Source organism: Pseudomonas sp. FYR_5 (genome assembly GCF_043106315.1).
GTDB lineage: Bacteria > Pseudomonadota > Gammaproteobacteria > Pseudomonadales > Pseudomonadaceae > Aquipseudomonas > Aquipseudomonas putida_Y.
Genome location: NZ_JBICMK010000071.1, coordinates 41047 through 65679 on the forward strand (window position 1 = coordinate 41047; position 24633 = coordinate 65679).

Here is a 24633-nt window from a genome sequence, read left to right on the forward strand (position 1 = left end):
GTGGCTTGCATGCAGTCACAAGTGCCAGGAGATGCCGTCATGCAAGCAGTAGACTTCAACTCGGACATGGGCGAGGGCTTTGGCCCGTGGACCATTGGCGATGGCGTCGACAATGAGCTGATGGGTTACATCAGCAGCGCCAACATCGCCACTGGTTTCCATGCCGGCGACCCCGGCACCATGCGCCGCACCGTCGAGCGCGCCAAGGCACTGGGCGTTGCTGTGGGGGCACACCCGGGATTCCGTGACCTGGTTGGCTTTGGCCGCCGGCATATCAATGCCTCGGCGCAGGAACTGGTGGACGACATGCTCTATCAATTGGGCGCGCTGCGTGAAATCGCCCGTGCCCAGGGCGTGCGTCTGCAGCACATCAAACCGCACGGGGCGTTGTACATGCACCTGGCGCGTGACGAAGAAGCCGCGCACTTGCTGGTGGAAAACCTGCGGGTGATCGAGCCGGAACTGCTGCTGTTCTGCATGCCGGGTTCGGTGATCTGTCGCATTGCCCAGGCACTGGGCCAGCCGGTAGTTCGCGAGTTCTACGCCGACCGCGAGTACGACCTGAGCGGGTCGATCGTGTTTACCCGCAATGTGCGTGGCTACGAGCCCCAAGCCGTCGCCGAGCGGGTGCTGCGCGCTTGCCGCCAAGGCGTGGTGCGTACGGTCGAAGGCCAGGACCTGGCCATCGAATTCGATTCCATTTGCCTGCACAGTGACACCCCGGGCGCGCTGGATCTGGTCGAGGCCACGCGCAGGGCCCTGGATACGGCTGGCATCGTGGTGCGTGCGCCGCGCTGAATCAATCAGGCATCCGGCAAACAGACAAGCCGGAGCCCGAGCATTTTATTTTCGCCTGCCTTTCTATAAAGATTCCAAGAAAAGGAACTGTCATGGCCGAACCGCTTGCTACAACACCGATCCGTTACAGCTTCGGCGCCGACGAGCACCTGTTTGCCGAAGTCAGCGAGAGCATGTCGCTGGAGGCCTTTTTCAAGGGTATGGCCGTCACCCGGGCGGTGGAGCGGCTGGCCCTGGATGGCGTGCTTGATGTGTGCCTGGCCAACGCGTCGTTCCAGATCCGCTTCGACCCGGACCGTATTGCCCCCGAGGCACTGCTTGAGGCCGTGCGCGGCGCCGAAGCGCAGGCGGTGGCCGAGCGCTCGCTGCAGACGCGTATCATCGAGATTCCGGTGCTGTACAACGACCCCTGGACCCATGAAACCCTGATGCGCTTTAGGGATCGCCACCAGGACCCGACCAGTACTGATCTGGAGTACGCCGCGCGCATCAACGGCCTGGCCGATGTCGACGCATTCATTGCCGCGCACAGCGGTGCGCCATGGTTCGTGTCGATGGTCGGCTTCGTCGCCGGCCTGCCGTTCATGTTCCAGATGGTCGAGCGCCAGCGGCAGCTGCAGGTGCCCAAGTACCTGCGCCCCCGTACCGACACGCCCAAGCACACCCTGGGCCATGGCGGCTGCTTCGGCTGCATCTACTCGGTGCGCGGGGCTGGCGGCTACCAGATGTTCGGCGTCACCCCGGCACCGATCTACGACCCGCAGCAGACCTTGAATTACCTGAAAGAGCACATGGTGTTCTTCCGACCAGGTGACATCGTGCAGTTCAAACCCATCGACCGCCGTGCCTATGACCAGGCGGTGGCGGATGTGGAGGAGGGCCGTTTTGACCTGCGCATTCGTCCCGTGGCGTTTTCTCTGGACGCCTTTCTCGCCGATCCGGTCGGCTACCCGAAATCGCTGCAGGAGGTGCTGGCATGATCAAGGTACTCAAACCGGGCCTGGCGACTTCCGTGCAGGACCTTGGCCGCGAAGGTTACTACCACCTGGGCATTCCGCCATCCGGCGCACTCGACCAGTATGCCCTGAGCGCCGCCAACCACCTGGTGGGCAACCCGGCGGGCGCCGCAGGGTTGGAGTGTGCGCTGGTGGGGCCGGAACTGGAGTTCCAGCAGGATACGCTGGTGGCGGTGTGCGGGGCACAGATGCCAGTGCTGCTGGATGGACGCGAGCAGCGCCCGGACACGGCGTTTGCCGTGCGCGCCGGGCAAGTGCTGCGTTTTGGCTTCCCCACTGCAGGCGCCCGGGCTTACCTGGCAGTGGCTGGCGGTATCGATGTGCCGGAGGTGCTGGGTAGCCGTTCAACCTATGCGCTGGGGGCCTTGGGTGGCTTTCAGGGCCGCAAGTTGATGGCCGGTGACCTGTTGCCGGTCGGCGTGCCCAGCGGCAAGACCCGCGCCGGTGCAAGCTTGCCGATGGCCCTGCGTCAGGCCTTGGGGGGCGAGGTGGTGTTGCGGGTGGTGCCTGGGCTGTACTTCCACCGCCTGACCGAAGCGGCAGCGCAACGTTTCTTCACCGACGCCTGGACGGTTGGCTCCGAAGCGGACCGTATCGGCTATCGCTACAAAGGCGGCAACGCCTTGAGTTTCCAGGCGCGCGAGCAGCCGTTCGGTGCCGGGTCGGATCCGTCGAATATCGTCGACAGCTGCTACCCGATCGGATCGATCCAGGTGCCGGCAGGGTTGGAACCGATCATCCTGCATCGCGATGCGGTGTCGGGGGGCGGTTACGCCATGATCGGCACGGTGATCAGTGCCGACCTCGACCTGATCGGGCAGATGCAGCCCAACCAGCAGGCGCGGTTCCTGCCGGTGAGCCTGGAGCAGGCACTGGAGGCGCGGCGTTCGTACAAGAAGAAGCTGGCCTGCCTGGCCAGGCTCTTCAGTTGAGCATGATGGCTTCGGCGTAGCAGCGGCCTTGTGTCTCGACGGGGCCGCAACGGGCTCCGCGGCTACACCGAGCGCGCAGGTTTGCTGATTGTCTTGCCGGTTTGGGAGGCCACCTCAAGGGCCTGGCCGTCCCGCTGTTTGCCTTGGCGTGCCAGGCCTTCGAGCTGCGGTATCAGCATGCCTTCCGGCAAATGCCGCCAGAACCGTCCTGGCATGTGCAGGCGCAAGGCTTCCGGGTTCAGGCGGGCGGGGTTGAAGGTATGGCGGTAGTAGGTGCGCCAGAGTTCGGCGCCCGGGTCTTCGGCATTGCGGGCCCACTGGCGCCAGGGCTCGGGGCACTGGCGCTGGTAGTCGAACGCCTGGCCGTCGAAGCGAATGCCATCCTGTGGCGTGGCAATCAACCAGCGCAAACGCCCCAGGCGGTCGGCGAAGTGCGCGCTGGCACTGTGCAGAATGTCGTGTGCCGGCTCGTGATAGGCCACCAGATCGAGCTGCAAGTGCTCAGCCAGTTCCTCAGGCAGCGGCACGAAGCGTACAAACGCGTGCAAGTGATGCGCCTCGCGGGTTACCTGCTTGATGCGCCGTTGCAGCTCACTGCCCAGCCGGTCACCCGCCAGCATTGCCGTGCGGTCGCCATGGGCGACGCGCCACAGCACTTCATACAGCAGGTTCCAGCGCTGTTCGCCACGGTAGCGAGAGGCCTGCTCCAACTGGCTCAGCAGTGCGGTCGGGACTTTGGCCCGGAAAGGGCCAGGCCCTTCAGGCGGCGCTGCCGGCACGGCCAGCAGGTCCGCCATCGGGCCTTGCGACCAAGTGACTTCCGATGGGTCGATGCCATGCCCCAACAAGCCCCGGGCCTGATCGCGCCAGGTGGCGAACAGGTCGTCGCAGTCGAGCGCGATCACCCCCATAACCCCATCTGCACGGGCGCTGGCGGCTCACTCAAGCGTGCTCGCAGCAAGCCGCTGCGCAATTCGGCCTGGGCCGGGCGGTAGTCGCTGGTCACGATGAATGGCCGTGCCTTGTCCAGCACGCAGCGCAGCTGGATCAGGTCGTCATATCGGATGCGCCGCTCCCGGCGCAGGGCGACCAGGCGCTGTACGCTGCGCAGGCCGATGCCGGGGATACGCGCCAGTAGCGCCGGTTCGGCGCGGTTCACGTCCAGTGGGAACACTTCGCGGTTGGCCAGTGCCCAGGCCAGTTTGGGGTCGATGTCCAGTGCCAGGTTACCGCTGTGGCCCAGCAGCTCGCCAGCCTTGTAGCCATAACCACGCAGCAGGAAGTCGGCTTGATACAGGCGGTGTTCGCGCAGCAGCGGCGGTGCGGCGAGGGGCACGCTGCCGGGGCTGTCAGGGATCGGGCTGAAGGCGGAATAGTACACGCGCTTGAGGCCGTAGCCTTGGTACAGCGATTCGGCATTGCGCAGCAAGGTGCTGTCGTCGGTGCTGTCGGCGCCGACGATGACCTGGGTGCTTTGCCCGGCCGGGGTAAAGCGCGGCGCCCTGGGCTCGTTGGCCACAGCCTGTTGGCCCTGATGAATCACGCCCATGGCCTGGCGAATGGTGCGCCCTTGCTTTTCCGGCGCCAGGCGCTTGAGGCTGGCGTCGGTGGGCAGTTCGATGTTGACGCTGAGGCGGTCGGCCAGGCGCCCGGCCTCTTCGATCAGCAGCGGGTCGGCATCGGGGATGGCCTTGAGGTGGATGTAGCCGCGGAAGCTGTGTTCTTCGCGCAACAGCCGGGCCACACGGATCAGCTGCTCCATGGTGTAGTCCGCCGAGCGGATGATGCCGGAGCTGAGGAACAGGCCGCTGATGCAGTTGCGCCGGTAGAAGTCCAGGGTCAGGCGTACCACTTCCTCGGGGCTGAAGCGCGCGCGTGGCACGTTGCTGGAGCGGCGGTTGACGCAGTACTGGCAGTCATACAGGCAGAAGTTGGTCAGCAGTACCTTGAGCAGTGATACGCAGCGGCCGTCGGGCGTGTAGCTATGACAGATACCCATGCCGTTGGTAGCGCCCAGGCCGTCACCGCCGCGCGAGTTACGCTTCGGCGCGCCGCTGCTGGCGCAGGACGCGTCGTACTTGGCGGCGTCGGCCAGGATGCCGAGTTTGGCGATGAGTTGCATGGCGCTGTCTCGCTATACTGAATATTCATACAGTATTTTGAGATTTGATGGATTGCAAGTGGTTTGCGCCAGTCATACACGACCCTGCGTCGATGAAGCCGGCTGACTGCCTGGGGAGTGGCCAGCCGGTATTCACTGCAGTCAAGGTGGCGCATTGTTGCCACGTCCGATGCCGTAGTAGGTCAGGCCTGCCGAGGCCATGTGCTCGGGTTCGTACAGGTTTCGGCCATCGAACACCACACGGTCGGCCAGCTGTTGCGGCACTTCGTCCAGGTTGAGCACACGGTAGTCCTGCCATTCGGTGACGATCACCAGGGCATCGGCGCCCTGCAATGCATCGTCCTTGCAGGGCACCAGTTGCAGGTCGGCACGCGGGCCGTAGAGGCGCCGGATTTCTTCCATGGCCTGAGGGTCGTGGGCCTGGACCCGCGCACCCGCGGCCCACAACGCTTCCAGCAGGACCCGGCTGGAGGCTTCGCGGATATCATTGGTATTGGGCTTGAACGACAACCCCCACAGGGCAAACACCTTGCCCCGCAGGCCGCCAGGGTAGTGGCGCTTGATCTTGCTGAACAGCCGGCCCTTCTGCTGCTCGTTGACCGACTCTACTGCGCGCAACAACTGCGTTTCGCAGCCTTCTGCCTCGGCACTGTGGCGTAGGGCTTGCAAGTCTTTGGGGAAGCACGAGCCGCCAAAACCGCAGCCAGCGTAGATGAAGTCGTAACCGATACGCGGGTCCGAGCCGATGCCACGGCGCACCATTTCGATATCGGCCCCCAGGTGCTCGGCCAGGTTGGCGATTTCGTTGATGAAGGAAATCTTGGTGGCCAGCATGCAATTGGCCGCGTACTTGGTCAGCTCGGCACTGCGCGCGTCCATGACCATAAACTTTTCGCGGTTGCGGTTGAACGGCAGGTAAAGCTCGCGTAGCAATTCCACTTCGGCCGCTTCTGCGCCGCCGATGATGATGCGCTGGGGGCGCAAGCAGTCATCCACCGCAGAGCCTTCCTTGAGAAACTCTGGGTTGCTGATCACCTGGAAGCGGCTGGTATCGGCTACGGCCTGGGCGATGCGTGCCTTGATGCGGTGTACCGTACCCACCGGCACGGTGGACTTGTTGACGATTACTTTGGGTCCGTCAGCATGTTCGAGGATGCTGTCGACCACGGCGAAAACGTGCTTCAGGTCGGCGCTGCCGTCGGTTTGCGGCGGAGTACCGACGGCAATGAACTGCAACCGGGCATAGTTGGAAGCCGCTGCGGCATCGGTGGTGAAGCGCAGTCGACCGCAGGCGAGGTTCTTCTCCAGGAGCGGCGCAAGGCCGGGCTCGAAGATCGGGCAATGGCCTTCATTCAGGCTGGCAACCCGATCGGCATCGACATCCATGCACAGCACCGAATGCCCCACCTGGGCCAGGCACACCGCCTGGGTCAGGCCGACATAGCCGGTTCCGAAAACCGTGACCTTCATTTGACAGCTCCTTGATAGGAAAGCTGAAAAAAAATGTCACATCGATGTTTAGGAATTGTGACCTGAAGGATGTGCTCTTGCGCCATATGGCCGTTATTCCACGTCGCCCAGGCAGAGCATCTAAACTTACTGACAGCTCGCGCTAGCGTGTTGTACCGCGAGCGGAAACCCTTGAACCGACCACCGCCTCCCCGGAGCAGACATCCCTCGTGGGCGATGGCCTTCTTGCAGAGGAGGGCACGTCATGGACGAGGCAAGGCTTCACGATTTCATGGGTAAGCTGGTGGGCGACATGGGCGCAGCGGCGACGCTGGCCAATGTCATTCTCGGCGATGAACTGGGGCTGTACCGGGCCATGGCCGACAGCCAGGCGGTCACCCCGGAGCAACTGGCGGAAAAGACTGGCTGCCACCCGCGGCTGGTGCGCGAATGGTTGAATGCCCAGGCGGCATCGGGCTACATGATCCATGACAAGGGCCGTTTCGTGTTGCCTGAAGAGCAGGCCATGGCCCTGGCGCTGGAGGACTCCCCGGCCTACATGGCCGGCGGCGCGGCAGTGGTGGCGGCACTGTTCCATGACAAGGACAAGCTGGTAGCCGCCATGCGCGGCGATGGCGGGTTGGCCTGGGGCGATCACCACCCGTGCATGTTCAGTGGTACCGAGCGGTTTTTCCGGCCGGGGTATCGCACCTTTCTGGTCGCGGATTGGCTGCCGGCGCTGGAGGGTGTGGTGGCCAAGCTGCAGGCGGGCGCCAAGGTGGCGGACGTGGGCTGCGGTCATGGCGCCTCGACACTGGTAATGGCGCAGGCGTTTCCGGCGTCGACCTTCGTGGGGTACGACTATCATGAGCCTTCGATCGCAACCGCCAACGAGCGTGCACGTGAAGCGGATTTGGAGGCGAGGGTGAGCTTCCAGCAGGCCAGCGCCAAGGAGTACCCGGGGCATGACCATGACCTGGTGTGCTTCTTCGATTGCCTGCACGACATGGGTGACCCGGTCGGGGCAGCCCGGCATGCCTACCGTGCTTTGAAGGCGGATGGCACGGTCATGCTGGTGGAACCGTATGCCGAGGACACGCTGGAGGGTAACCTGACACCGGTCGGGCGCTTGTTCTATGCAGCGTCGACGTTTATCTGCACGCCCAATTCGTTGTCGCAGGAAGTGGGGCTGGGGTTGGGGGCGCAGGCCGGGGAGGCGCGATTGCGGGCGGTGTTCGAGGAGGCAGGGTTCAGCAGGTTCCGGCGGGCGACGCAGACGCCGTTCAACCTGATTCTGGAGGCCCGCAAGTAGAGGGTGATCTTGCGCCGGCCTCTTCGCGGGCTTGCCCGCTCCCACAGGTTACGTGCTTGTTTTCAGGCCTGTGGCGATCCTGGACCTGGAAAGCAGAAGGGGTGCTGCATGGCACCCCTTCTGTTTGTTGCTTAGGCTTCAGCGTCCCAAGGACGATCGCCTTTTTCATCTTTGACGCGGGTCGGCAGGCCCATCACGTCCAGCGCCTTGAGGAACGGCTCGGCTGGCAGCTCCTCGACGTTGACCATGCGCTTGGCATCCCACTCGCCACGAGCGACCAGCAGGGCGGCAGCCACTGGCGGTACGCCGGCGGTGTAGGAAATGCCCTGGCTGTCGGTCTCGGCGTAGGCTTCTTCGTGGTCAGCCACGTTGTAGATGAACACTTCGCGCGGCTGGCCATCCTTGGTGCCTTTGACCAGGTCACCGATGCAGGTCTTGCCGGTGTAGCCAGGGGCCAGCGAGGCCGGGTCTGGCAGTACGGCCTTGACCACTTTCAGCGGTACCACTTCCAGGCCTTCGGCGGTTTTCACCGGTTGCTCACTGAGCAGGCCCAGGTTTTTCAGAACAGTGAACACGTTGATGTAGTGCTCACCGAAGCTCATCCAGAAGCGCACGTTCGGCACGTTGAGGTTTTTCGAAATCGAGTGAACTTCATCGTGGCCGGTCAGGTACAGGTTTTGCGAACCTACCACTGGCAGGTCGTCGGTACGCTTGACCTCGAACATGGTGTTGCTGGTCCACTGGCTGTTCTGCCAGCTCCACACCTGCCCGGTGAACTCGCGGAAGTTGATTTCCGGGTCGAAGTTGGTGGCAAAGTACTTGCCATGCGAACCGGCATTGACGTCGAGAATATCGATCGATTCAATGCTGTCGAAATATTGCTGCTGCGCCAGCTTGGCGTAGCTGTTCACCACACCCGGGTCGAAACCGACGCCGAGAATGGCGGTAATGTTCTTTGCCTGGCACTCTTCGAGGTGTTTCCACTCGTAGTTGCCGTACCACGGCGGGGTCTCGCAGATCTTGCCCGGCTCTTCGTGGATGGCGGTGTCCAGATAGGCGACACCCGTATCGATGCAGGCACGCAGCACCGACATGTTGAGGAAGGCGGAACCTACGTTGATCACGATCTGCGATTCGGTTTCGCGGATCAGCGCCTTGGTTGCCTCGACATCGAGGGCATTGAGCGAGAAGGCCTGGATGTCGGCGGGCACCTTGAGGCTACCCTTGGCCTTGACGCTGTCGATGATGGCCTGGCATTTGGAGATGTTCCGTGACGCGATAGCGATACGACCCAGTTCGTCGTTATGCTGCGCGCACTTGTGGGCCACCACCTTGGCGACACCTCCTGCACCAATGATAAGAACGTTCTTCTTCAATTTACCTTTTGCTCCTTACTTGAAAGCCGGTCTTACGACAGGCTGGAAACGTAGTCTTCGAAACCGAACTCGCGGACGACTTCGACGCTGCCGTCGAGCTGCTTGACCACGATGGAAGGCATCTTCAGCCCGTTGAACCAGTTTTTCTTGACCATGGTGTAACCTGCCGTGTCGATGAACGACAGGCGATCGCCAATGGCCAGCGGACGGTCGAATTGATACTCGCCGAAGATGTCACCGGCCAGGCATGACTTGCCGCAGACCATGTAGGTATGCTCGCCGTCATTGGGGGCCATCTTGGCGTTGAGGCGGTAGATCAGCAGGTCGAGCAGGTGCGCTTCGATCGAGCTGTCGACCACGGCCAGGTGCTTGCCATTGTACAGGGTGTCGAGCACGGTCACTTCCAGCGAGGCGCTGTTGGTGATGGCGGCTTCGCCAGGCTCCAGATAAACCTGCACGCCGTATTTTTCCGAGAACGCCTTCAGGCGCGCGCAGAAGGCGTCTACTGCATAGTCTTCACCGGTGAAGTGAATGCCGCCACCCAGGCTGACCCACTCGACCTTGTGCAGCAGGTGGCCGAAACGCTCTTCGATGTGCGTGAGCATCTTGTCGAACAGGCCGAAGTCACCGTTCTCGCAGTTGTTGTGGAACATGAAGCCGGAGATCTGTTCGATCACCTGCTCGATCTTGGCCGGGTCCCATTCGCCCAGGCGGCTGAACGGGCGGGCCGGGTCGGCCAGCAGGTAGTCGGAGCTGCTGACCTGCGGGTTGACGCGCAGACCACGCACCTTGCCTTCGGACTGTTCGGCAAAGCGCTGCAGCTGGCCGATCGAGTTGAAGATGATCTTGTCGCAGTTCTCAAGCATCTCCTCGACCTCGTCGTCGGCCCAGGCCACGCTATAGGCATGGGTTTCGCCGGCGAACTTCTGGCGGCCGAGCTTGAGCTCGAACAGGGAGGACGAGGTAGTACCGTCCATGTACTGCTGCATCAGGTCGAACACCGACCAGGTGGCGAAGCACTTGAGGGCGAGCAGCGCCTTGGCACCGGAGTGTTCGCGCACGTAGGCGATCTTCTCCATGTTGCTGAGCAGCTTGGTTTTATCGATGAGGTAATACGGCGTCTTGATCATTTAAAGGCCCCCGGCCAGGCCGGCCAAAAAAAGGACACGCATTGTGCCTTCACTTGCCGCAGACCGAAAGGGCGGGATACGCATTTCGTCAGGGTTGACGCGATTGCGAGGGCTTTTCGGTTGCGGCGAGGCTAGTAGATCAGGTGTATGTGACTATCGTAATCACCCCCGACAGATGGCAGCTTCAATCTGCCTGCTGCAGCCACGCCTTGATCTGCTCCAGTGTTGCGGTAGCCCCGCCACAGACCACCACCAGTACATTGCGCAAGGCGCCCAGTGCTTTGGCATCATAGGCCACTGCCAGCGCCGCCCCGCACGCGGGCTCGACCAGCACACGGTGGTCCAGCAGGAACCGCTCACAGGCCTCCAGCGCTGCGCGATCGCTGACCAGGTGGCTGTGCACCGGATGCTGCTGCACGCACATCAGCGCCTGATCAGCCACACGCTTGGCCCCCAGCGACGTCGCCACCGAGGCGATACGCTCCAGCTCCACCGAATGGCCGGCCTGCATGGCCGCATGCAGCGACGCCGCGCCCTCGGTTTCTACCGCCAGCACCGGCACATCGCCCCAGCCATTGCGCTTCAGCCCCTCGACCACGCCACTGAGCAAGCCGCCCCCACCGACTGACAGCACCACCGCGTCCGGCTTCAGTCCGGCCTCGGCCACTTCATCCACCAGGCTGGCATGCCCGGCCCACAGCAGTGGGTCGTCGAACGGGTGGATGAAGGCATCGTTCGGGCCTACCAGTGTCTGTGCCAAGGCGTTGGCCTCTTGCCAGGAACTGCCGTGCACCACCACCTTGGCGTTTTCCAGGTGCAGCAGTTCCTTGGCCCGTTCGGTGGTGGTTTCGGGTACCACCACGGTCACCGGCACCCCCAGCTTGCGTCCGGCGTAGGCGACTGCCAAACCGGCATTGCCACCTGACGAAGACACAAAGTGCCGGGCGCCGCGCGCCTGGTGTACCTCGCAGGCGTGGCCGACACCGCGCAGTTTGAACGAACCGCAGGGTTGCAGGGCATCGAGCTTGAGCCAGATATTTCGACCGGCCGCCAACGACAGCGGGCGCGATTCGATCAGGGGGGTATGAATGTGCAAGGTCATTGGCTGGCTCCGCGTAGTTGCTCGAGGTAGTTGTAAATGGTGTAGCGCGTCACGCCGAGGGCGCAGGCAGCCTTCTCGACGCCGCCCTTGACGATGAACAGGCCGCGTTCCTGCATGACGCGCACGGCCTCGACCTTGGCCTGTTTGTTCATCCGCCCCTGGCCGCTGCGCTGCAGGGCGGCCTGGATGATCTCGCTCATCAGCAGCTCCATGTCGGCAGGTTCGTTGACCGCAGGTATGGCCCCCAGCGGCTGCAACTGCTGGAGAAAGCTCATGGCAGCATCGAGGCCGGTGACGTCGGTGTTGACGCACAGGCTGGCGAACGGGTGGCCGCTGCTGTCACGGAAAATTGCCGTAGCACTTCGTAGCGTGCGGCCTTTGAGCGTAGTGGGGTAATCGGGCAGCACCACCGGCTCACAGCCGTGCTGGTCGGCCGAGGCCTGCATCAGTGCCTTGAAACCCTGGTCCTGCTCCGGTGCGGCGAGGATCGGGCTGCCTACGCTGCGGCCGGAAAGATGACCATTGACGATCGCCACCACCGAATGCTCGGGGTGGTCAAGGTCGTGCAGGAGAATTTCCATGTTGCGCGCGGCAACGCTGCCCAGGGCCTGGATGGCGGCCTTGAGCACGGTGAGGGTGAGTTGGCGTTCTTCGCTGGGGGTGATAGGCATGGCAGATCGCAAATTCAACTGTTTGTGTATTTTTACACATATGGTTGAAAATCGCGATCTGCTTGTACGGGGCCTGTAAGACTCAGCCGAGCGCCGGTGTGCGCGGCGGAATCATCCGGCGCGAGCCGGTCGCCTCGAAGGCGGTAGCAAAACTCAGCAGCGCGTTGTCGCTATAGGCCTTCCCGGCAAAGGTCAGCCCTACCGGCATACCGATATCGGCCATCACGCCCATCGGCACGGTGACGGTCGGCACGCCCAGGTGACGGATTGCCAGGTTGCCGTTGGCTACCCAGATACCGTTGCTCCAGGCGATGTCCGCCGATACCGGGTTGATATCGGCATCGGCCGGGCCAACGTCGGCTACGGTGGGGAACAGCACCGCGTCCAGGCCCAGCTTGTCCATCCAGTCTTCCAGGTCCAGCTTGCGGGTCTGCTCCAGGCCGCGCAGGCCGTCGGGCAAGGTCTCGATCTGGTCCCAGGTCTTCAGGCCACGTTTGGCCATGTTGACGTACTCGTCCATGCCGGCAGCCAGGTCGTCTTCACGGTTGGGCAAGGTACCCGGGTCGTGGGGGAAGATCTTCAGGCCGTCGACATCGGCCAGGCGGTTAAGCTTGGGGTCATCGTTGGCGCGCAGGAAATCGTCAAAGGCCCAGCCCGACAGTTCCCACAGTTCGTCATGCAGGAACGCTTTGCTGACGATGCCGCGGTTGTACACGGTCGGCGCGCCTGGGCGGTCGCCTTCGCAGTTGGACACCAGCGGGAAGTCCACTTCCAGTACTTCTGCACCCGCCGCTTCTAGGGCCTGGCGTGCTTGTTGCCACAGGTCGATCACCGTGGCGCGAGTGTTGATGCGTTGGCCGGTCGGCCCGCCGATGCCTGGCTTCTCGGCGGTGCCCGCTTCGGGATCGGCATTTATATACATGCGTGGTACGCCAAAGCGCTTGCCCTTGAGCGCGCTGGCATCTACTGCCAGTTCAAGGTATGAAGCCGGACGTATGGTCGAAGCAGCCGGGATCGGCACCCATGGTTGCAGGCGCCACAGGTCGCCGCGCTTGTCGGCGTCATCGGCTACCACCACGTCGAGGATTTCCAGCAGGTCGGCCATGGTGCGGGCATAGGGCACCACCACGTCCATGGTCGGCGTCAGCGGCCAGTTGCCACGCACCGAAATCACCCCGCGCGAAGGGGTATAGGCACACAGCCCGTTGTTGGATGCCGGGCCACGGCCGCTGGACCAGGTTTCTTCGGCCAGGCCGAAGGCACTGAAGCTGGCGGCGGTAGCGGTACCGGCACCGTTGGACGAGCCCGAGGCGAAGGGCGCGGTCAGGTAGTTGGCGTTGTACGGGCTTTCGGCGCGGCCATAGACGCCGCGCTGCATGCCACCGTTAGCCATGGGCGGCATGTTGGTCTTGCCCAGGCACACGGCTCCGGCGGCGCGCAGGCGCTCGATGGTGAAGGCGTCGCGCTGGGCGACCAGGTCCTTGAAGGCAGGGCTGCCGGAGGCGGCAGTCAAACCTTTGACCAGGTAGCTGTCCTTGGCGGTGTAGGGGATGCCGTCCAGCGGGCTAAGCACCTGGCCCTTGGCACGGCGGGCGTCGGAGGCCTCGGCCTCTTTCAGCGCCTCCGGGTTGCGTACCACTACGGCGTTGAGGGCAGTGGCGGTGTCGGCGCCATCGTAGGCGTCGATACGTGCCAGGTAGGCCTTGACCAGCTCGACCGCCGTCGTGCGGCCCGACTCGAGCGCGTCGCGCAGCTCGGCAATGGAAACCTCGGTTACCTCGATCATGCGTTCACCAAAAAATGTGCAAGTGGGGGCTAATGCGAGGAGTGTACAAGAAGGGCTTGGCGGACGCAGGTTTGCGCGGGGGCAAATGGTTTTATGCAGGGGGGCATTGTCGGGGGGCATTTACAGGCATTACGCGGCCCTTTGTTGGGGCGGCCTTTTGTTGCCAAAGGGCCGCCCCCACATGGTCTGCGTCAACCTGCCAGGTCTGCGGCGCTATGGCGCTCCGGCACCTGGCTGTCTTCATCTCCCCAGGTACGGTTCACCCGTGTACCGCGCTGCACCGCAGGGCGCAGGGCAATTTCCTCGGCCCAGCGCTGTACGTTCGGGTACTCGTCAACCGCCAGGAACTGCGCGGCGTCATACAGGTTGCCGCGTACCAGCTGGCCATACCACGGCCACACGGCAATATCGGCAATACTGTATTCCTCGCCGCCCAGATAACGGCTTTCGGCCAAGCGACGATCAAGTACGTCCAGCTGACGTTTGGCCTCCATGGTGAAGCGGTTGATGGCGTACTCGAACTTTTCCGGTGCATACACGTAGAAGTGGCCAAAGCCACCGCCCAGGTAAGGCGCCGCACCCATCTGCCAGAACAACCAGTTCAGGCTTTCGGTGCGCGCAGCCGGCGATTCTGGCAGCAAAGCACCGAACTTTTCTGCCAGGTACAGCAGGATCGAACCTGATTCGAACACCCGCACCGGCGGCTCCACGCTTTGGTCGAGCAGGGCAGGAATCTTCGAGTTGGGGTTGACCTGGACGAAGCCACTGGAAAACTGATCACCCTCGCCGATGCGGATCAGCCAGGCATCGTATTCGGCACCGACGTGGCCCAGGGCAAGCAGCTCTTCAAGGGCAATGGTGACCTTGACGCCATTGGGCGTGGCCAGGGAATACAGCTGCAGCGGGTGCTCGCCCAGCGGCAGGTCCTTGTCGTGAGTCGGGCCGGCTACCGGGCGGTTGATGCTGGCGAACTGGCCGCCGGAGGCTGCGTCGTTGCGCCAGACTTTGGGTGGCACGTAGGCAGGCTTGCTCATGCATGAATCTCCTTCAATGGCGCGAAAACGGTCACGTAAACACGTGGACCTGCATCTATGCCACGGGTTCGACACAATGCGCAAATGCACAGGGTGCAGAACCGGCTCAATGTTCAGCTGTGACGAGCGCGCCGCGCCAGCAGCAACGTTAGGCCGACCCCGACCAAGGCGAGCAGGGCAGCCACGCAGAAGATCGAGGCATACCCCAGGTGTACAGCGACGGCCCCCATCACCGGGCCGGCAATGGCCAAGGCCATGTCGAAGAACACTGCATAGGCGCCCAGCCCTGCGCCGCGGCTGCTGCTGGGGACTTGCCTGATCGCCTCCACGCCCAATGCCGGGTACACCAGCGACAGCCCGAAACCGGTCAGCCCGGCGCCAACCAGCGCCCAGGGCGGCGAGGGCGCCAGCCACAGAAGGCTCAGGCCGAGCACTTCGGTGGCCATGCAGGCGACCGCCACGTTGTAGCCGCCAAAGCGGTTGACCGCGTTGACGAACAGCAGCCGCGAGATGATGAAGCACACGCCAAATGCACTCAGGCACCAGGCCGCGCCGGCCCAGCCGCGCTCGAGGTAATACAAGGTGACGAAGGTGGTCAGGGTGCCGTAACCGATCGAGGCCAGGGTCAAACCCAGGCCGCACGGGGCAACCCGGCCGAACGCCGACCAGAAGGGCAGGCGCTCGCCGCGTACCACGACCACGTCGGGGCGCTTGCGAAGCACCAGCAGGGCAAGGGTCGCCAGCACCAGCAAAGCCGGCCCCAGCACACTGAAGTCCAGCCCGTCCACGGCCAGGACGCCCATTGGCGCTCCGATGGCGATCGCGCCATAGGAGGCGATACCGTTCCACGAGATCACCCTGGCAGTGTGCTCGGGGCCGACCTGGCTGATGCCCCAGCTCAAGGTGGCCACGCCGATCAGCCCTTGGGCGACGCCCAGCAGCAAACGTCCACCGAGCAGCAGTGCCAGGCTCAGCAGCGGTAAGGTGAGGGTCCAGGCTGACAGCAACGTCAACACCCCACAACCGGCAATCCCAAGCAGGCCAAAGCGGATGGCCTGTTTCCCTCCCAAGGTGTCCGCCACCCTCCCTGCAAACGGGCGGCTCAGCAGCGTGGCCAGGTACTGCAGGCCAATCGTTACACCGGCGATTACTGCGCCAAAGCCGAGTTGGTCGTGCACATAGCCGGGCAGTACCGCAATCGGCAGGCCGATGCAGAGGAAGGCAATGAAGGTATAGAAAACGATCGACAGGATCTGCAGGGTGATGTGCAGCGTGTTGCTGGCGGGGGCAGGTTGTTGCGCGGTCATGGGCTCTTTCGCGGGCGGGCGGTTGGGCGTGAACCCATCATGGCCGTTGCGCGAAGGAAAAGAAAGCAGGCTAACGAATTATTCGTCGGGTCGTGGCAGTCGGTGGGAGGGGGGGCTTCGCGGGCGAGCCCGCGAAGAAGCCTGGCCACACAAGGTGGCCAAACCTTGGCCTTCAATCAGACCAGCACACCCTGGCTACGCAGGTAGTCATCGTAGGTACCGCTGAAGTCCACCACACCATCGGCCGACAGCTCGATGATGCGCGTGGCCAGCGACGACACGAACTCGCGGTCGTGGCTGACGAACAGCAGGGTACCCGGGTAGTTTTCCAGCGCCAGGTTCAGCGCTTCGATCGATTCCATGTCCAGGTGGTTGGTCGGCTCGTCCATCACCAGCACGTTCGGCTTCTGCAGGATCAGCTTGCCGAACAGCATGCGACCTTGCTCACCACCGGAAATCACCTTCACCGACTTGAGGATCTCGTCGTTGGAGAACAGCATGCGCCCCAGGGTGCCGCGGATCACTTGCTCGCCAGAGGTCCACTGGCCCATCCAGTCGAACAGGCTCATGTCGTCTTCGAAGTCGTGGGCGTGGTCCTGGGCGTAGTAGCCCACTTCGGCGCTGTCGGTCCACTTTACCGAGCCGGCATCCGGGGTCATCTCGCCGACCAGGGTGCGCAGCAGGGTGGTCTTGCCGATACCGTTGGGGCCGATGATCGCAACGCGCTCGCCCGCTTCGACGGTGATGTCGAAGTTCTTGAACAGCACCTTGTCGTCGAAGGCTTTGGCCATTTTCTCGACGACCACGGCCTGGCGGTGCAGTTTTTTCGTCTGTTCGAAGCGAATGAATGGGCTGACGCGGCTGGACGGCTTGACCTCGGCCAGCTGGATCTTGTCGATCTGCTTGGCACGTGAAGTGGCCTGCTTGGCTTTGGAGGCGTTGGCCGAGAAGCGGCTGACAAAGGTCTGCAGCTCGGCGATCTGGGCTTTCTTCTTGGCGTTGTCCGACAGCAGTTGCTCACGCGACTGGGTGGCTGCGGTCATGTACTCGTCATAGTTGCCCGGGAACAGGCGCAGCTCACCGTAATCCAGGTCAGCCATGTGGGTGCAGACGCTGTTGAGGAAGTGCCGGTCGTGGGAAATGATGATCATGGTGCTGTTACGCGCCGTGAGGATCGTTTCCAGCCAGCGGATGGTGTTGATGTCCAGGTGGTTGGTCGGTTCGTCGAGCAGCAGCACGTCCGGGTCCGAGAACAGCGCCTGGGCCAGCAGGACACGCAGCTTCCAGCCCGGTGCCACTTCGCTCATCGGGCCGAAGTGCTGGTCCAGCGGAATACCCAGGCCCAGCAGCAGTTCACCGGCACGGGACTCGGCGGTGTAGCCGTCCATTTCGGCGAATTCGGTTTCCAGCTCGGCGACGGCCATGCCGTCTTCTTCGGTCATTTCCGGCAGCGAGTAGATACGGTCACGCTCGGCTTTGACTTTCCACAGCTGCCCGTGGCCCATGATCACCGTGTCGATCACGGTGAATTCCTCGTAGGCGAACTGGTCCTGGCGCAGCTTGCCCAGGCGGGTATTCGGCTCGAGCATGACCTGGCCCGCGGACGGCTCCAGATCGCCGCCGAGGATTTTCATGAAGGTCGACTTGCCGCAACCATTGGCGCCGATCAGGCCGTAGCGGTTGCCATTGTTGAATTTGACGGAAACGTTTTCGAACAGCGGCTTGGAGCCGAACTGCATGGTGATGTTAGCGGTGGAGATCAAGGAGCTTACCTATCAATAACTTACGTGGCTTCTTCGCAGCTACGGACCAATTTCGGACCAATTTGAAGCTTTTCCAGCTCCTGCCAGTCGTTGGACGAGTTAATCCAGCGCGCATAAGTCGATAAGAGCATCTGCACGCTATGCCCGAGCTGTTGGGCGATAAATGCGGGGTTGAGACCAGACATTGAGCATATTGTCGCATAGGTGTGGCGGCAGTTATACGGGGGCGGTACCTGATGCCCAAACCTTTCAGGATTGGCCGCCACTGGTGGTGCAGGTCCGACGTCTGCTTGACGTGCTCCCCATTCTTACCGGGAGGCAAGACGAACGGCGATTCCCGTGCAGCGCGGTAGTGCGCCTCTGCGTGAACGTGCGGATCGCCGATCCCGTAGAACTGGACACCCAGCGCCAAACGACCGCGCGTGTGATTTCGTTTACCGACCGCCCCTTTAACAGGGGTGGAGGCAGCTCGCGCACAGCACAGTACGGTGCTTTAGTCGTCGTAGTGGTAGCGGCATTGCAGAACGGTGAGCATACCGGCCTCGAAGAAGTAGACCAGACGGTGCTCACGGGTGATGCGGCGGGACCACAAGCCAGATAAATCGCCTTTCAGCGGCTCAGGCTTGCCAATACCCGTGAAGGGGGTGCGCAGACACACGTCAATCAGGCGGTTGACGTTGCCAAGTATGGTGAGGTCAGCACTCTGCCAGTGACAGTAATCCTCCCAGCCCTCTTTGGTGAACTTCACGCTTACCTTGTCGCGGGCTTCATCCTTGTTCCGCTGCTTCTGGTTCTTGCTCATTGAGGTCCAGTTCCTTCGTCAAGGCCTGGCCGTCCCGGAGCTGAGCGATGGATGAGCGCAAGCGCGAAGCGTTTTTTGACGATCCCAGCAGGTGAATGGTCTCGTTCATCCCGTTGTAGTCCTCCAGGGACATCATCACTACGGGTTCGCCACGCTGTCGCGTGATTACGGCGGGCTCATGGTCCCGGCAAACATCATCCATTGTCTGCTTCAGTTCGGCGCGAGCCTGGCTAAACGTCAGTACGTGCATTTGTCCATCCTCCGGGCTCTGCCCGGGTAAGGGTTGCTCTTTGGACCGCCACAGGCGACGCCCAAAGTTCTAAGAAAGTGAAGCCAGTCGGCCCGCACAGCGGCTCCGTAGTGACTCACAGTGTTCTCTCATCTGGGTCAGAATCGTCATTCCAGTAGCCACAGGCCACAGGTGTCCAGATGGATCCAGCCGTCGCTGGCAACCGCAGCCATTGTACCTAACGTTGTACAAGGCAGTAAACCGGTAGAAGCAACAGGAGCTTTTAAGATGATCTGCAATGAGTGCGGAAAGGAACACGCCAGCGATGACATTGAGCTTGTTTTCCGCCGAACGATTCTTTGTCCGGGCAACGCTACCTCTTCCCGTATTGCAGCGTGATGAGCCCTATAGCGTGGGGGTATGGGTCGAACTCATGCAACCAGATTTTGAACGTATCTACGAGCAGTGGGATGACCCCCCATCAGTCCTCTGAACCATCGTTTTCCGTATCCCTTGCCAACGCCATACCGACTTTTGGTGACACCAACGGCCTTCATGCTCAATTGCGGCTGACAGGGCCGACTACCAGGCCCCAGGCAGTCTCTCTGCGGCGATCCGCGTGCAGAATGACGCGTGGCGCATGCAAAGACGCTACATGCAATTGGAGGCTTTCGAGGCGGTCAGGGATAATCCTAAAGCCAAGCTGTCGGCCGTGATCACCCAAACGGCGAACTCAGTGGCCAGCGCCATGATGAGTTACACCACTTGAGCAGTGATTAGCTGCCGACTTGCGAAGGACGCCCAGAGCATGAGTGCGCTTGCAGTTGACCGCGTCGCCCATTGCCGTAGAATCGCGCGCCCAAAATTCAGCAGGCATGGCGAGAGGGAGCTTGAATGCAGCGGGTGATGATCATTGGTCAGCCAGGGGCTGGGAAAAGTACCCTGGCGCGCAAGCTTGGCGAGCGCACTGGCTTGCCGGTCGTGCACATCGACACGATTCATTGGCAGCCAGGGTGGGTCGAGCGGAGCCGGGACGAAAAGACACGTCTTTGTCATGAGGTCGAGGGCCGTGAGCGCTGGATCTTCGAAGGCGGGCATTCGACCACATGGAACAACCGGCTGGCCCGCGCTGACATGTTGATATGGATTGATCGCTCGGCTCCGCTTCGATTCTGGCGCGTGCTCCTCAGAACGGTGTTGAACCGCGGTCGATCCCGGCCTGACTTGCCGGACAACTGTCCGGAGTTGCTGGCCAACCTGCCGGAGTTTTTCAGGTTCATGTGGCGGACGAAAACCTCGTCTCGGGAGGCGATAAAGCGATTCGTGGCGACGGCCCCGTCGGGCTGTCGCGTGGTCTGCCTACGAACCAATCGGGATACCGATGTTTTTCTCGCGAGTATGGGCACGCAGCCTGACCAGGTTGCGCAAGGCCATTAGATGCCAGATCGCGCTTGAGTGGCGGCAGGCGCCTGCCGTGTAGGCGCATCAGGACATTTTCACTTGCCCAAGGAGGCCCCATGGCGCTGACCAGCAAGATCACGGCTTACGATTCCGCATGGCCGCAACGGTATGAGGCGGTCAAAGTGCTGCTCGCCTCGGTATTCGGCGATGAGCTTCTCGCCATTCACCATGTAGGCAGCACGGCTGTACCGCAACTTGCAGCCAAGCCTGAGATCGATGTGCTGGTCGAGGTTTCAGAGCATCGCAATGAGGTAGCGCGAGACGAGGTGTTGCTGACGCTGGGTTATGTGCGCGGCAGTGACCTGTCGGAAGGGCACCACTTTTACCGCCGCAATGTTGGCGGGCTGCGGACCCACAAGATTCACATTTGCAGCCGTGGTCACCACTCAGTCATCCAGATGCTGACGTTCAGAGATCTGCTCAGGAACGACGCCTCCCTTCGGAAGCGATATCAAGACCTCAAGATTGAACTGGAAGCCACCAATATCGGCGGTATGGCTGAGTATCTGGAGAAAAAGGGGCCGTTCATTGTTGCGGCGTTGCTTGAGGTCGCTAATAGACGAAGGTGATGGTGCGCTCTGGGTCGGTAGCGGCCCAAATCCGCACTAGAGATCGTCAATGTCGGTGAATTTTAATCTGAAGCCCTTCATCCTTATGTGGCGCTCGAAAGTAGCTAGTGATCAGATCGAACTCCGCGTCAGTCGCCGCGAACTCATGCTCACCACGGTGGTTGCGAAGATGCAACCTGTCTCGACAGGTGTCATCGTCCACCTCGATGTAGTGGACGCAATGTGAAACCTCGGCTGCGTCAGCCAGGTTGCGCAGCCATAGTCGATCTTGAGGAGTATTTGCAGGAAAATCCAAAACGACAGTCACTCCAGCCCGAAGGATATCGATGACGAGCGGGCCCAGCACCTGCCGAACCTGGTGCGCAAGACGCACATAGTCGTTTACTGACTTGATCTGTTCAGGGTATAGCCGTGAGAGCCAATGATCCTCACTCAGCAGAACCGTCGATCCTTCAACTGCCAAGCTTTTGGCTAGCGTTGACTTACCGGATGCAATTTTTCCTGAGATGAGATGCAGCACTGGTTTGGGCATAGAGACGTCTCCTTGTCGAACCCCGATGATGCTCATTGAAAAGCACCGAAGCAATCACCGAGCATTCAAAGGTTCGCTATGGGTCGGTTAGCGCCTCTGGATTGGGTTGACCATCCTTGTCCTACCTCACATGGAGGACAAGCCATGAACGCCATTACGACCAGCAGCCATCAGCCTTGGAACAAAGGAAAATTGGTCGGGCAGAAAGCTCCTCTACGACTGAAAGATATCTGGGCCATTCGGGTAAGCCTCCAAATCGCGGAGGAAACTCGTGATTTAGCCAAGCTACGAGCCAGCGATCTGACCAAGCTTCGCGTACGCGACGTTGCTCATGGGGAGCACGTGTCATCGCGGGCGATAGTGATGCAGTAGAAAACCCAACGTCCCGTGCAGTTAGAAATTACAGAGCAAACGCGGCTGGCCCTACAGGCCTGGATACATCAAGCCCAACTCCACAGCGAGGATTGTCTTTTCCCAAGCCGGCTACACGCCTCAGTGCATCTCTCCACCCGGCAGTACGCCCGAATCGTCAAAGCGTGGATAAAGTCTATTGGGCTAGATCCTGCTATGTACGGCACCCACACGATGAGACGTACAAAGGCATCGCTGATCTATCGCAGGACAAAGAACCTGAGAGCAGTTCAGCTCCTGCTCGGCCATACAAAGCTTGAAAGCACGGTGCGATACCTGGACATTGAAGTCGATGACGCATTGGAGATGGCAGAGCAGACGGAGGTCTGACAGCGTCCAGCGACGGTCGAGGTATGACCGTCGCGATTCGACCCATAGCTGCCGGTGGCACCAGACGTAGAATGGCTGAAAAGATCAATCAGGGACTGATGGAATGACGCTACGACTAAGACAAGCATGCGTGACCGATCTCCCGGCCATTTACCGAGGCGAGGAGAGCTATATCCGTACTTGGGAGCCTGTGCATGAAGCTTCGTGGCGCCGTGACCTGGAGAGGCATCTCACGCGATGGGTCGATAACTTCGACCATCTGACAGTCGCTGTCATCGACGATGCTTTCGCAGGCAATTCATTGTGGATTCCAGAGGGCGTCTACGCAGAACTCTGTACCCTCCACGTAACGCCAAGCTGTCGTCGCAGTGGCGTTGGAGCGACGCTGCTAGATGCGTATATGTTCGATGCCGCATTTCAGGGGTTTACTCAGTTACGGTTGAGTGTGCGACCTGACAATCCCGCAAGCGTGATGTACCAGAAAGCAGGTTTTTCATGCACTGGTACCGGTGCGAATGGCTATTTAACATTCGAGCGTCGAATTTAAGAGCTTTCTGGCGTGCGGTGGCTTCTGGCCGTTTGCTGCTCTGCAACCAAGGCCGCTTTGAGGCGAAATCCGCCTCTTGTGACTGTCTGGTTCGAAAGCAACCGGTGACCGTGCGTCAAAACGGATCGAGCCACACGTCGATATCGGCTTGCTTGGCCAGCGCAATCAGGTATTCGACACAATCGCGCATCAATGATGCAGCCCACATAATTGGGGCCGCCCGTGCCTGCATGCGTAAAGCTTTTCCGAACCCAGCCAGTCATTGATTGAAATCGGCCAGCGCCTGCATCACTTTGGGCTTGCCGTCCGGCGTGTAGACATACATCAGTTCACTGCCGCTGGCTTCAGCCATTTTCGGTGCCAAGTACTCGAAATCATGGAGGCTGCCGTGATTTAATGAGACTGATTAGCATTAATACCGAAATGGAAGCTTCGGCATGCCCGCTACGCCCCCTATCGAACAGCTCTACGTTGAGCACCACAGCTGGTTGCAAGGCTGGCTGCGCACCCGCCTGAACAACGTGACGGATGCCGCAGATCTTGCCCATGACACGTTCCTGCGCATCTTGCAGCGTCGACAAGCGCCCATCATGCTGGAGCCACGTGCGTACCTGCGCACTATCGCTCGCGGCCTGGTAATCGATCTTTGGCGGCATCGCGACATTGAACAAGCATGGCTGGAAACCATGGCTGGGCTGCCTGAAGCACAGATGCCTTCACCGGAGGTCAGTGCTTTGGCCATCGAGGCGCTGATTAGTATTGACCGTATGTTGGATACGCTCCCTGAACGGATGCGCACCATCTTCCTGATGGCCCAACTCGATGGGCTGCCATGTCCGCGTATCGCCGAACAACTGGGCGTGTCGCTGTCGACCATCGAGCGCGATCTGGCTAAGGCATTGCGCCATTGCTACCAGCTAGCCTTCGAGCCCCAACAATGAATAACTCTGGGTTGCAAAGTCTGCCGGATGAGACGCTCGAACAGGCCATCCAGTGGTCCATCCGGATGGTCTACAATCGGCCCGACCCGGCTACGTGCGAGGCTTTCGAGGTTTGGCTGAGCCGTGACGAATCTCACCAGCTGGCCTGGACCCGTTTGCAGAGCTTAGGTAGCAGCCTCGATGGCATGCCCGCCGGAATGGGGCGCCGGGCGCTTGAAAAACTACCGGAGACCCGGCTTCGACGCAGGCAGATGCTCAACTTGCTGGCGCTGTGCGGCGTATCCGCGACGACAGCGTGGAGTGCCCGCGACGCCGCACCTTGGCAACGACTGGTTGCCGACTACAGTACCCGTGTTGGCGAGCATCGGCGCTGGACTCTGAGCGATGGCAGCGTGCTGGAACTCAACACCGACACGGCGGTACGCCTGCATTTCAACGCAGATGCACGTGTGATCGAGCTGTTGCGTGGAGAGCTTTACCTGACCAGTGGTGCCGATGGCGCCAGCCCCCGTCACCGCCCCCTGCGAGTTATCAACGCCTTCGGTAGCGTCGAAGCGCTCGGCACCCGGTTCGGTGTGCGCCAGTACCCGCACAGTTGCAACCTGGGGGTGAATGAGGGCGCCGTGCAGCTGATACCCCGGAGCGGCAAGGGCGGCATTGCCCAAGCGGGCGAAAGCTGGGCAATGGTGGACAACGGCGTGCAGCGCCTACCCGCCAGAGCACAGGAACCAGCCTGGTGCGATGGGTTGTTGATCGCTCGCTCGATGCCGCTGGGGACTCTGGTTGGTGAGCTTGGCCGCTACCGTAACGGTTATCTGGGGTGCGATCAACGCATAGCGCAACGCAAAATCAGTGGCAATTTTAACCTCGATGATACGGACGCAACGCTGGCCTTCATCGCTCAGACGCACAATCTTCGCTTGCAGACCCTGACTCGCTATTGGATGCGTTTCAGCGTTTGACACGCTCTGGAAGGACGGTTTTTACATCTACAGAAAAAAATTGCGTGATGT

At 61.4% G+C, this 24633-nt stretch carries 25 protein-coding genes and 2 pseudogenes; 12 read left to right on the forward strand and 15 right to left on the reverse strand.

Annotated features, from left to right (window positions below; genetic code table 11):
- The first annotated feature begins 39 nt into the window (after positions 1-39).
- The 3 genes from ACF8RA_RS11505 (at position 40) to ACF8RA_RS11515 (ending at position 2746) form a co-directional block, all read left to right on the forward strand.
- The gene (locus ACF8RA_RS11505; protein WP_392461057.1) at positions 40-798 is read left to right on the forward strand and encodes a 5-oxoprolinase subunit PxpA; all 759 of its coding nucleotides are present in this window, start codon (positions 40-42) and stop codon (positions 796-798) included.
- A gap of 92 nt (positions 799-890) precedes the next feature.
- Positions 891-1778 carry an allophanate hydrolase subunit 1 gene (locus tag ACF8RA_RS11510; protein ID WP_176684609.1) on the forward strand — a complete coding sequence of 296 codons (888 nt, stop codon included), beginning with the start codon at positions 891-893 and terminating at the stop codon, positions 1776-1778.
- Positions 1775-2746: a biotin-dependent carboxyltransferase family protein gene (locus ACF8RA_RS11515; RefSeq protein WP_392519168.1), complete on the forward strand. Its 972-nt coding sequence runs from the start codon at positions 1775-1777 to the stop codon at positions 2744-2746. The genes ACF8RA_RS11510 and ACF8RA_RS11515 overlap by 4 nt, the downstream gene beginning before the upstream one ends.
- Positions 2747-2808: 62 nt before the next feature.
- Here ACF8RA_RS11515 and ACF8RA_RS11520 read toward each other — a convergent pair whose 3' ends face one another.
- The 3 genes from ACF8RA_RS11520 to ACF8RA_RS11530 all read right to left on the reverse strand — a co-directional run bounded on the left by ACF8RA_RS11520 (position 2809) and on the right by ACF8RA_RS11530 (position 6338).
- On the reverse strand, positions 2809-3657 hold the full coding sequence (locus ACF8RA_RS11520; protein WP_176684607.1) for a TIGR03915 family putative DNA repair protein: 849 nt from the start codon (positions 3655-3657) through the stop codon (positions 2809-2811).
- Positions 3648-4868: a putative DNA modification/repair radical SAM protein gene (locus tag ACF8RA_RS11525; RefSeq protein ID WP_176684606.1), complete on the reverse strand. Its 1221-nt coding sequence runs from the start codon at positions 4866-4868 to the stop codon at positions 3648-3650. The genes ACF8RA_RS11520 and ACF8RA_RS11525 overlap by 10 nt, the downstream gene beginning before the upstream one ends.
- Positions 4869-5009: 141 nt before the next feature.
- Positions 5010-6338, reverse strand: a complete 1329-nt coding sequence (locus ACF8RA_RS11530) for a UDP-glucose/GDP-mannose dehydrogenase family protein (RefSeq protein ID WP_176684605.1) — start codon at positions 6336-6338, stop codon at positions 5010-5012.
- Positions 6339-6582: 244 nt separating this feature from the next.
- Between ACF8RA_RS11530 and ACF8RA_RS11535 the strand changes: the two genes are divergently transcribed.
- Positions 6583-7629 carry a class I SAM-dependent methyltransferase gene (locus ACF8RA_RS11535; RefSeq protein WP_392461059.1) on the forward strand — a complete coding sequence of 349 codons (1047 nt, stop codon included), beginning with the start codon at positions 6583-6585 and terminating at the stop codon, positions 7627-7629.
- Positions 7630-7760: 131 nt separating this feature from the next.
- On the opposite strand, the gene ACF8RA_RS11540 is transcribed toward ACF8RA_RS11535, so the two are convergent.
- The 11 genes and pseudogenes from ACF8RA_RS11540 to ACF8RA_RS11590 form a co-directional block, all read right to left on the reverse strand.
- The gene (locus tag ACF8RA_RS11540; protein ID WP_176684603.1) at positions 7761-9005 is read right to left on the reverse strand and encodes a saccharopine dehydrogenase family protein; all 1245 of its coding nucleotides are present in this window, start codon (positions 9003-9005) and stop codon (positions 7761-7763) included.
- Positions 9006-9037: 32 nt separating this feature from the next.
- A complete protein-coding gene (gene nspC, locus ACF8RA_RS11545) occupies positions 9038-10135 on the reverse strand; it encodes a carboxynorspermidine decarboxylase (RefSeq protein ID WP_003248125.1) in 1098 nt (365 codons plus the stop codon).
- Positions 10136-10319: 184 nt separating this feature from the next.
- A complete protein-coding gene (locus ACF8RA_RS11550; protein ID WP_176684602.1) occupies positions 10320-11237 on the reverse strand; it encodes a pyridoxal-phosphate dependent enzyme in 918 nt (305 codons plus the stop codon).
- Positions 11234-11908, reverse strand: coding sequence for a transcriptional regulator (locus ACF8RA_RS11555; protein WP_392519170.1), 675 nt, complete (start codon positions 11906-11908; stop codon positions 11234-11236). The genes ACF8RA_RS11550 and ACF8RA_RS11555 overlap by 4 nt, the downstream gene beginning before the upstream one ends.
- An 82-nt stretch (positions 11909-11990) precedes the next feature.
- Positions 11991-13694, reverse strand: coding sequence for an amidase (locus tag ACF8RA_RS11560; protein ID WP_176684601.1), 1704 nt, complete (start codon positions 13692-13694; stop codon positions 11991-11993).
- 191 nt (positions 13695-13885) lie between these two features.
- Entirely contained in the window at positions 13886-14728 is an 843-nt protein-coding gene (gene yghU / locus ACF8RA_RS11565) for a glutathione-dependent disulfide-bond oxidoreductase (RefSeq protein WP_392519171.1), read from the reverse strand.
- Between the two features lie 113 nt (positions 14729-14841).
- Positions 14842-16035: an MFS transporter gene (locus tag ACF8RA_RS11570; protein WP_176684599.1), complete on the reverse strand. Its 1194-nt coding sequence runs from the start codon at positions 16033-16035 to the stop codon at positions 14842-14844.
- Positions 16036-16211: 176 nt separating this feature from the next.
- Positions 16212-17798: an ABC-F family ATPase gene (locus tag ACF8RA_RS11575; RefSeq protein ID WP_003248141.1), complete on the reverse strand. Its 1587-nt coding sequence runs from the start codon at positions 17796-17798 to the stop codon at positions 16212-16214.
- A gap of 20 nt (positions 17799-17818) precedes the next feature.
- A pseudogene (locus ACF8RA_RS11580) lies at positions 17819-18135 on the reverse strand (site-specific integrase); the annotation flags it as partial.
- A 156-nt stretch (positions 18136-18291) separates the two neighbouring features.
- Positions 18292-18600, reverse strand: a complete 309-nt coding sequence (locus ACF8RA_RS11585; protein ID WP_209966368.1) for a Txe/YoeB family addiction module toxin — start codon at positions 18598-18600, stop codon at positions 18292-18294.
- Positions 18566-18850 carry a type II toxin-antitoxin system Phd/YefM family antitoxin gene (locus tag ACF8RA_RS11590; RefSeq protein WP_070096705.1) on the reverse strand — a complete coding sequence of 95 codons (285 nt, stop codon included), beginning with the start codon at positions 18848-18850 and terminating at the stop codon, positions 18566-18568. The genes ACF8RA_RS11585 and ACF8RA_RS11590 overlap by 35 nt, the downstream gene beginning before the upstream one ends.
- Before the next feature lie 304 nt (positions 18851-19154).
- On the opposite strand from ACF8RA_RS11590, the gene ACF8RA_RS11595 reads away from it, so the two are divergent.
- The 4 genes from ACF8RA_RS11595 to ACF8RA_RS11610 all read left to right on the forward strand — a co-directional run bounded on the left by ACF8RA_RS11595 (position 19155) and on the right by ACF8RA_RS11610 (position 20859).
- Positions 19155-19322: a DUF2199 domain-containing protein gene (locus ACF8RA_RS11595; RefSeq protein ID WP_209966364.1), complete on the forward strand. Its 168-nt coding sequence runs from the start codon at positions 19155-19157 to the stop codon at positions 19320-19322.
- Positions 19323-19469: 147 nt separating this feature from the next.
- A complete protein-coding gene (locus ACF8RA_RS11600; RefSeq protein ID WP_392461064.1) occupies positions 19470-19598 on the forward strand; it encodes a hypothetical protein in 129 nt (42 codons plus the stop codon).
- Positions 19599-19723: 125 nt separating this feature from the next.
- Positions 19724-20266, forward strand: coding sequence for an AAA family ATPase (locus ACF8RA_RS11605; protein WP_392514527.1), 543 nt, complete (start codon positions 19724-19726; stop codon positions 20264-20266).
- Between the two features lie 80 nt (positions 20267-20346).
- Entirely contained in the window at positions 20347-20859 is a 513-nt protein-coding gene (locus tag ACF8RA_RS11610; RefSeq protein ID WP_392461066.1) for a GrpB family protein, read from the forward strand.
- A 46-nt stretch (positions 20860-20905) separates the two neighbouring features.
- On the opposite strand, the gene ACF8RA_RS11615 is transcribed toward ACF8RA_RS11610, so the two are convergent.
- On the reverse strand, positions 20906-21391 hold the full coding sequence (locus ACF8RA_RS11615; RefSeq protein ID WP_392461067.1) for an AAA family ATPase: 486 nt from the start codon (positions 21389-21391) through the stop codon (positions 20906-20908).
- A gap of 144 nt (positions 21392-21535) precedes the next feature.
- Between ACF8RA_RS11615 and ACF8RA_RS11620 the strand changes: the two are divergent.
- From ACF8RA_RS11620 to ACF8RA_RS11635, 4 genes and pseudogenes are all read left to right on the forward strand, one after another.
- Positions 21536-22132 (forward strand): annotated as a pseudogene (locus ACF8RA_RS11620) (tyrosine-type recombinase/integrase).
- Positions 22133-22235: 103 nt separating this feature from the next.
- Positions 22236-22679 (forward strand): GNAT family N-acetyltransferase, encoded by a 444-nt coding sequence (locus tag ACF8RA_RS11625; RefSeq protein WP_392488255.1) that lies wholly within the window; start codon positions 22236-22238, stop codon positions 22677-22679.
- Positions 22680-23116: 437 nt separating this feature from the next.
- Positions 23117-23620, forward strand: coding sequence for a sigma-70 family RNA polymerase sigma factor (locus tag ACF8RA_RS11630; RefSeq protein WP_392488254.1), 504 nt, complete (start codon positions 23117-23119; stop codon positions 23618-23620).
- The gene (locus ACF8RA_RS11635) at positions 23617-24582 is read left to right on the forward strand and encodes a FecR domain-containing protein (protein ID WP_392488253.1); all 966 of its coding nucleotides are present in this window, start codon (positions 23617-23619) and stop codon (positions 24580-24582) included. The genes ACF8RA_RS11630 and ACF8RA_RS11635 overlap by 4 nt, the downstream gene beginning before the upstream one ends.
- Positions 24583-24633: the final 51 nt, after the last annotated feature.

Excerpts from the sequence above, each read along its gene's own strand:
- ACF8RA_RS11595 (WP_209966364.1), top strand. The coding sequence starts at position 19,155 with ATGACATTGAGCTTGTTTTCCGCCGAACGATTCTTTGTCCGGGCAACG.
- ACF8RA_RS11525 (WP_176684606.1), bottom strand. The coding sequence starts at position 4,868 with ATGCAACTCATCGCCAAACTCGGCATCCTGGCCGACGCCGCCAAGTAC.
- ACF8RA_RS11535 (WP_392461059.1), top strand. The coding sequence starts at position 6,583 with ATGGACGAGGCAAGGCTTCACGATTTCATGGGTAAGCTGGTGGGCGAC.
- ACF8RA_RS11590 (WP_070096705.1), bottom strand. The coding sequence starts at position 18,850 with ATGCACGTACTGACGTTTAGCCAGGCTCGCGCCGAACTGAAGCAGACA.
- ACF8RA_RS11615 (WP_392461067.1), bottom strand. The coding sequence starts at position 21,391 with ATGCCCAAACCAGTGCTGCATCTCATCTCAGGAAAAATTGCATCCGGT.
- ACF8RA_RS11560 (WP_176684601.1), bottom strand. The coding sequence starts at position 13,694 with ATGATCGAGGTAACCGAGGTTTCCATTGCCGAGCTGCGCGACGCGCTC.
- ACF8RA_RS11515 (WP_392519168.1), top strand. The coding sequence starts at position 1,775 with ATGATCAAGGTACTCAAACCGGGCCTGGCGACTTCCGTGCAGGACCTT.
- ACF8RA_RS11610 (WP_392461066.1), top strand. The coding sequence starts at position 20,347 with ATGGCGCTGACCAGCAAGATCACGGCTTACGATTCCGCATGGCCGCAA.
- ACF8RA_RS11530 (WP_176684605.1), bottom strand. The coding sequence starts at position 6,338 with ATGAAGGTCACGGTTTTCGGAACCGGCTATGTCGGCCTGACCCAGGCG.
- ACF8RA_RS11520 (WP_176684607.1), bottom strand. The coding sequence starts at position 3,657 with ATGGGGGTGATCGCGCTCGACTGCGACGACCTGTTCGCCACCTGGCGC.
- ACF8RA_RS11630 (WP_392488254.1), top strand. The coding sequence starts at position 23,117 with ATGCCCGCTACGCCCCCTATCGAACAGCTCTACGTTGAGCACCACAGC.
- ACF8RA_RS11625 (WP_392488255.1), top strand. The coding sequence starts at position 22,236 with ATGACGCTACGACTAAGACAAGCATGCGTGACCGATCTCCCGGCCATT.
- ACF8RA_RS11585 (WP_209966368.1), bottom strand. The coding sequence starts at position 18,600 with ATGAGCAAGAACCAGAAGCAGCGGAACAAGGATGAAGCCCGCGACAAG.
- ACF8RA_RS11510 (WP_176684609.1), top strand. The coding sequence starts at position 891 with ATGGCCGAACCGCTTGCTACAACACCGATCCGTTACAGCTTCGGCGCC.
- ACF8RA_RS11600 (WP_392461064.1), top strand. The coding sequence starts at position 19,470 with ATGCAAAGACGCTACATGCAATTGGAGGCTTTCGAGGCGGTCAGGGAT.
- yghU (WP_392519171.1), bottom strand. The coding sequence starts at position 14,728 with ATGAGCAAGCCTGCCTACGTGCCACCCAAAGTCTGGCGCAACGACGCA.
- ACF8RA_RS11555 (WP_392519170.1), bottom strand. The coding sequence starts at position 11,908 with ATGCCTATCACCCCCAGCGAAGAACGCCAACTCACCCTCACCGTGCTC.
- ACF8RA_RS11635 (WP_392488253.1), top strand. The coding sequence starts at position 23,617 with ATGAATAACTCTGGGTTGCAAAGTCTGCCGGATGAGACGCTCGAACAG.
- ACF8RA_RS11505 (WP_392461057.1), top strand. The coding sequence starts at position 40 with ATGCAAGCAGTAGACTTCAACTCGGACATGGGCGAGGGCTTTGGCCCG.
- nspC (WP_003248125.1), bottom strand. The coding sequence starts at position 10,135 with ATGATCAAGACGCCGTATTACCTCATCGATAAAACCAAGCTGCTCAGC.
- ACF8RA_RS11570 (WP_176684599.1), bottom strand. The coding sequence starts at position 16,035 with ATGACCGCGCAACAACCTGCCCCCGCCAGCAACACGCTGCACATCACC.
- ACF8RA_RS11605 (WP_392514527.1), top strand. The coding sequence starts at position 19,724 with ATGCAGCGGGTGATGATCATTGGTCAGCCAGGGGCTGGGAAAAGTACC.
- ACF8RA_RS11550 (WP_176684602.1), bottom strand. The coding sequence starts at position 11,237 with ATGACCTTGCACATTCATACCCCCCTGATCGAATCGCGCCCGCTGTCG.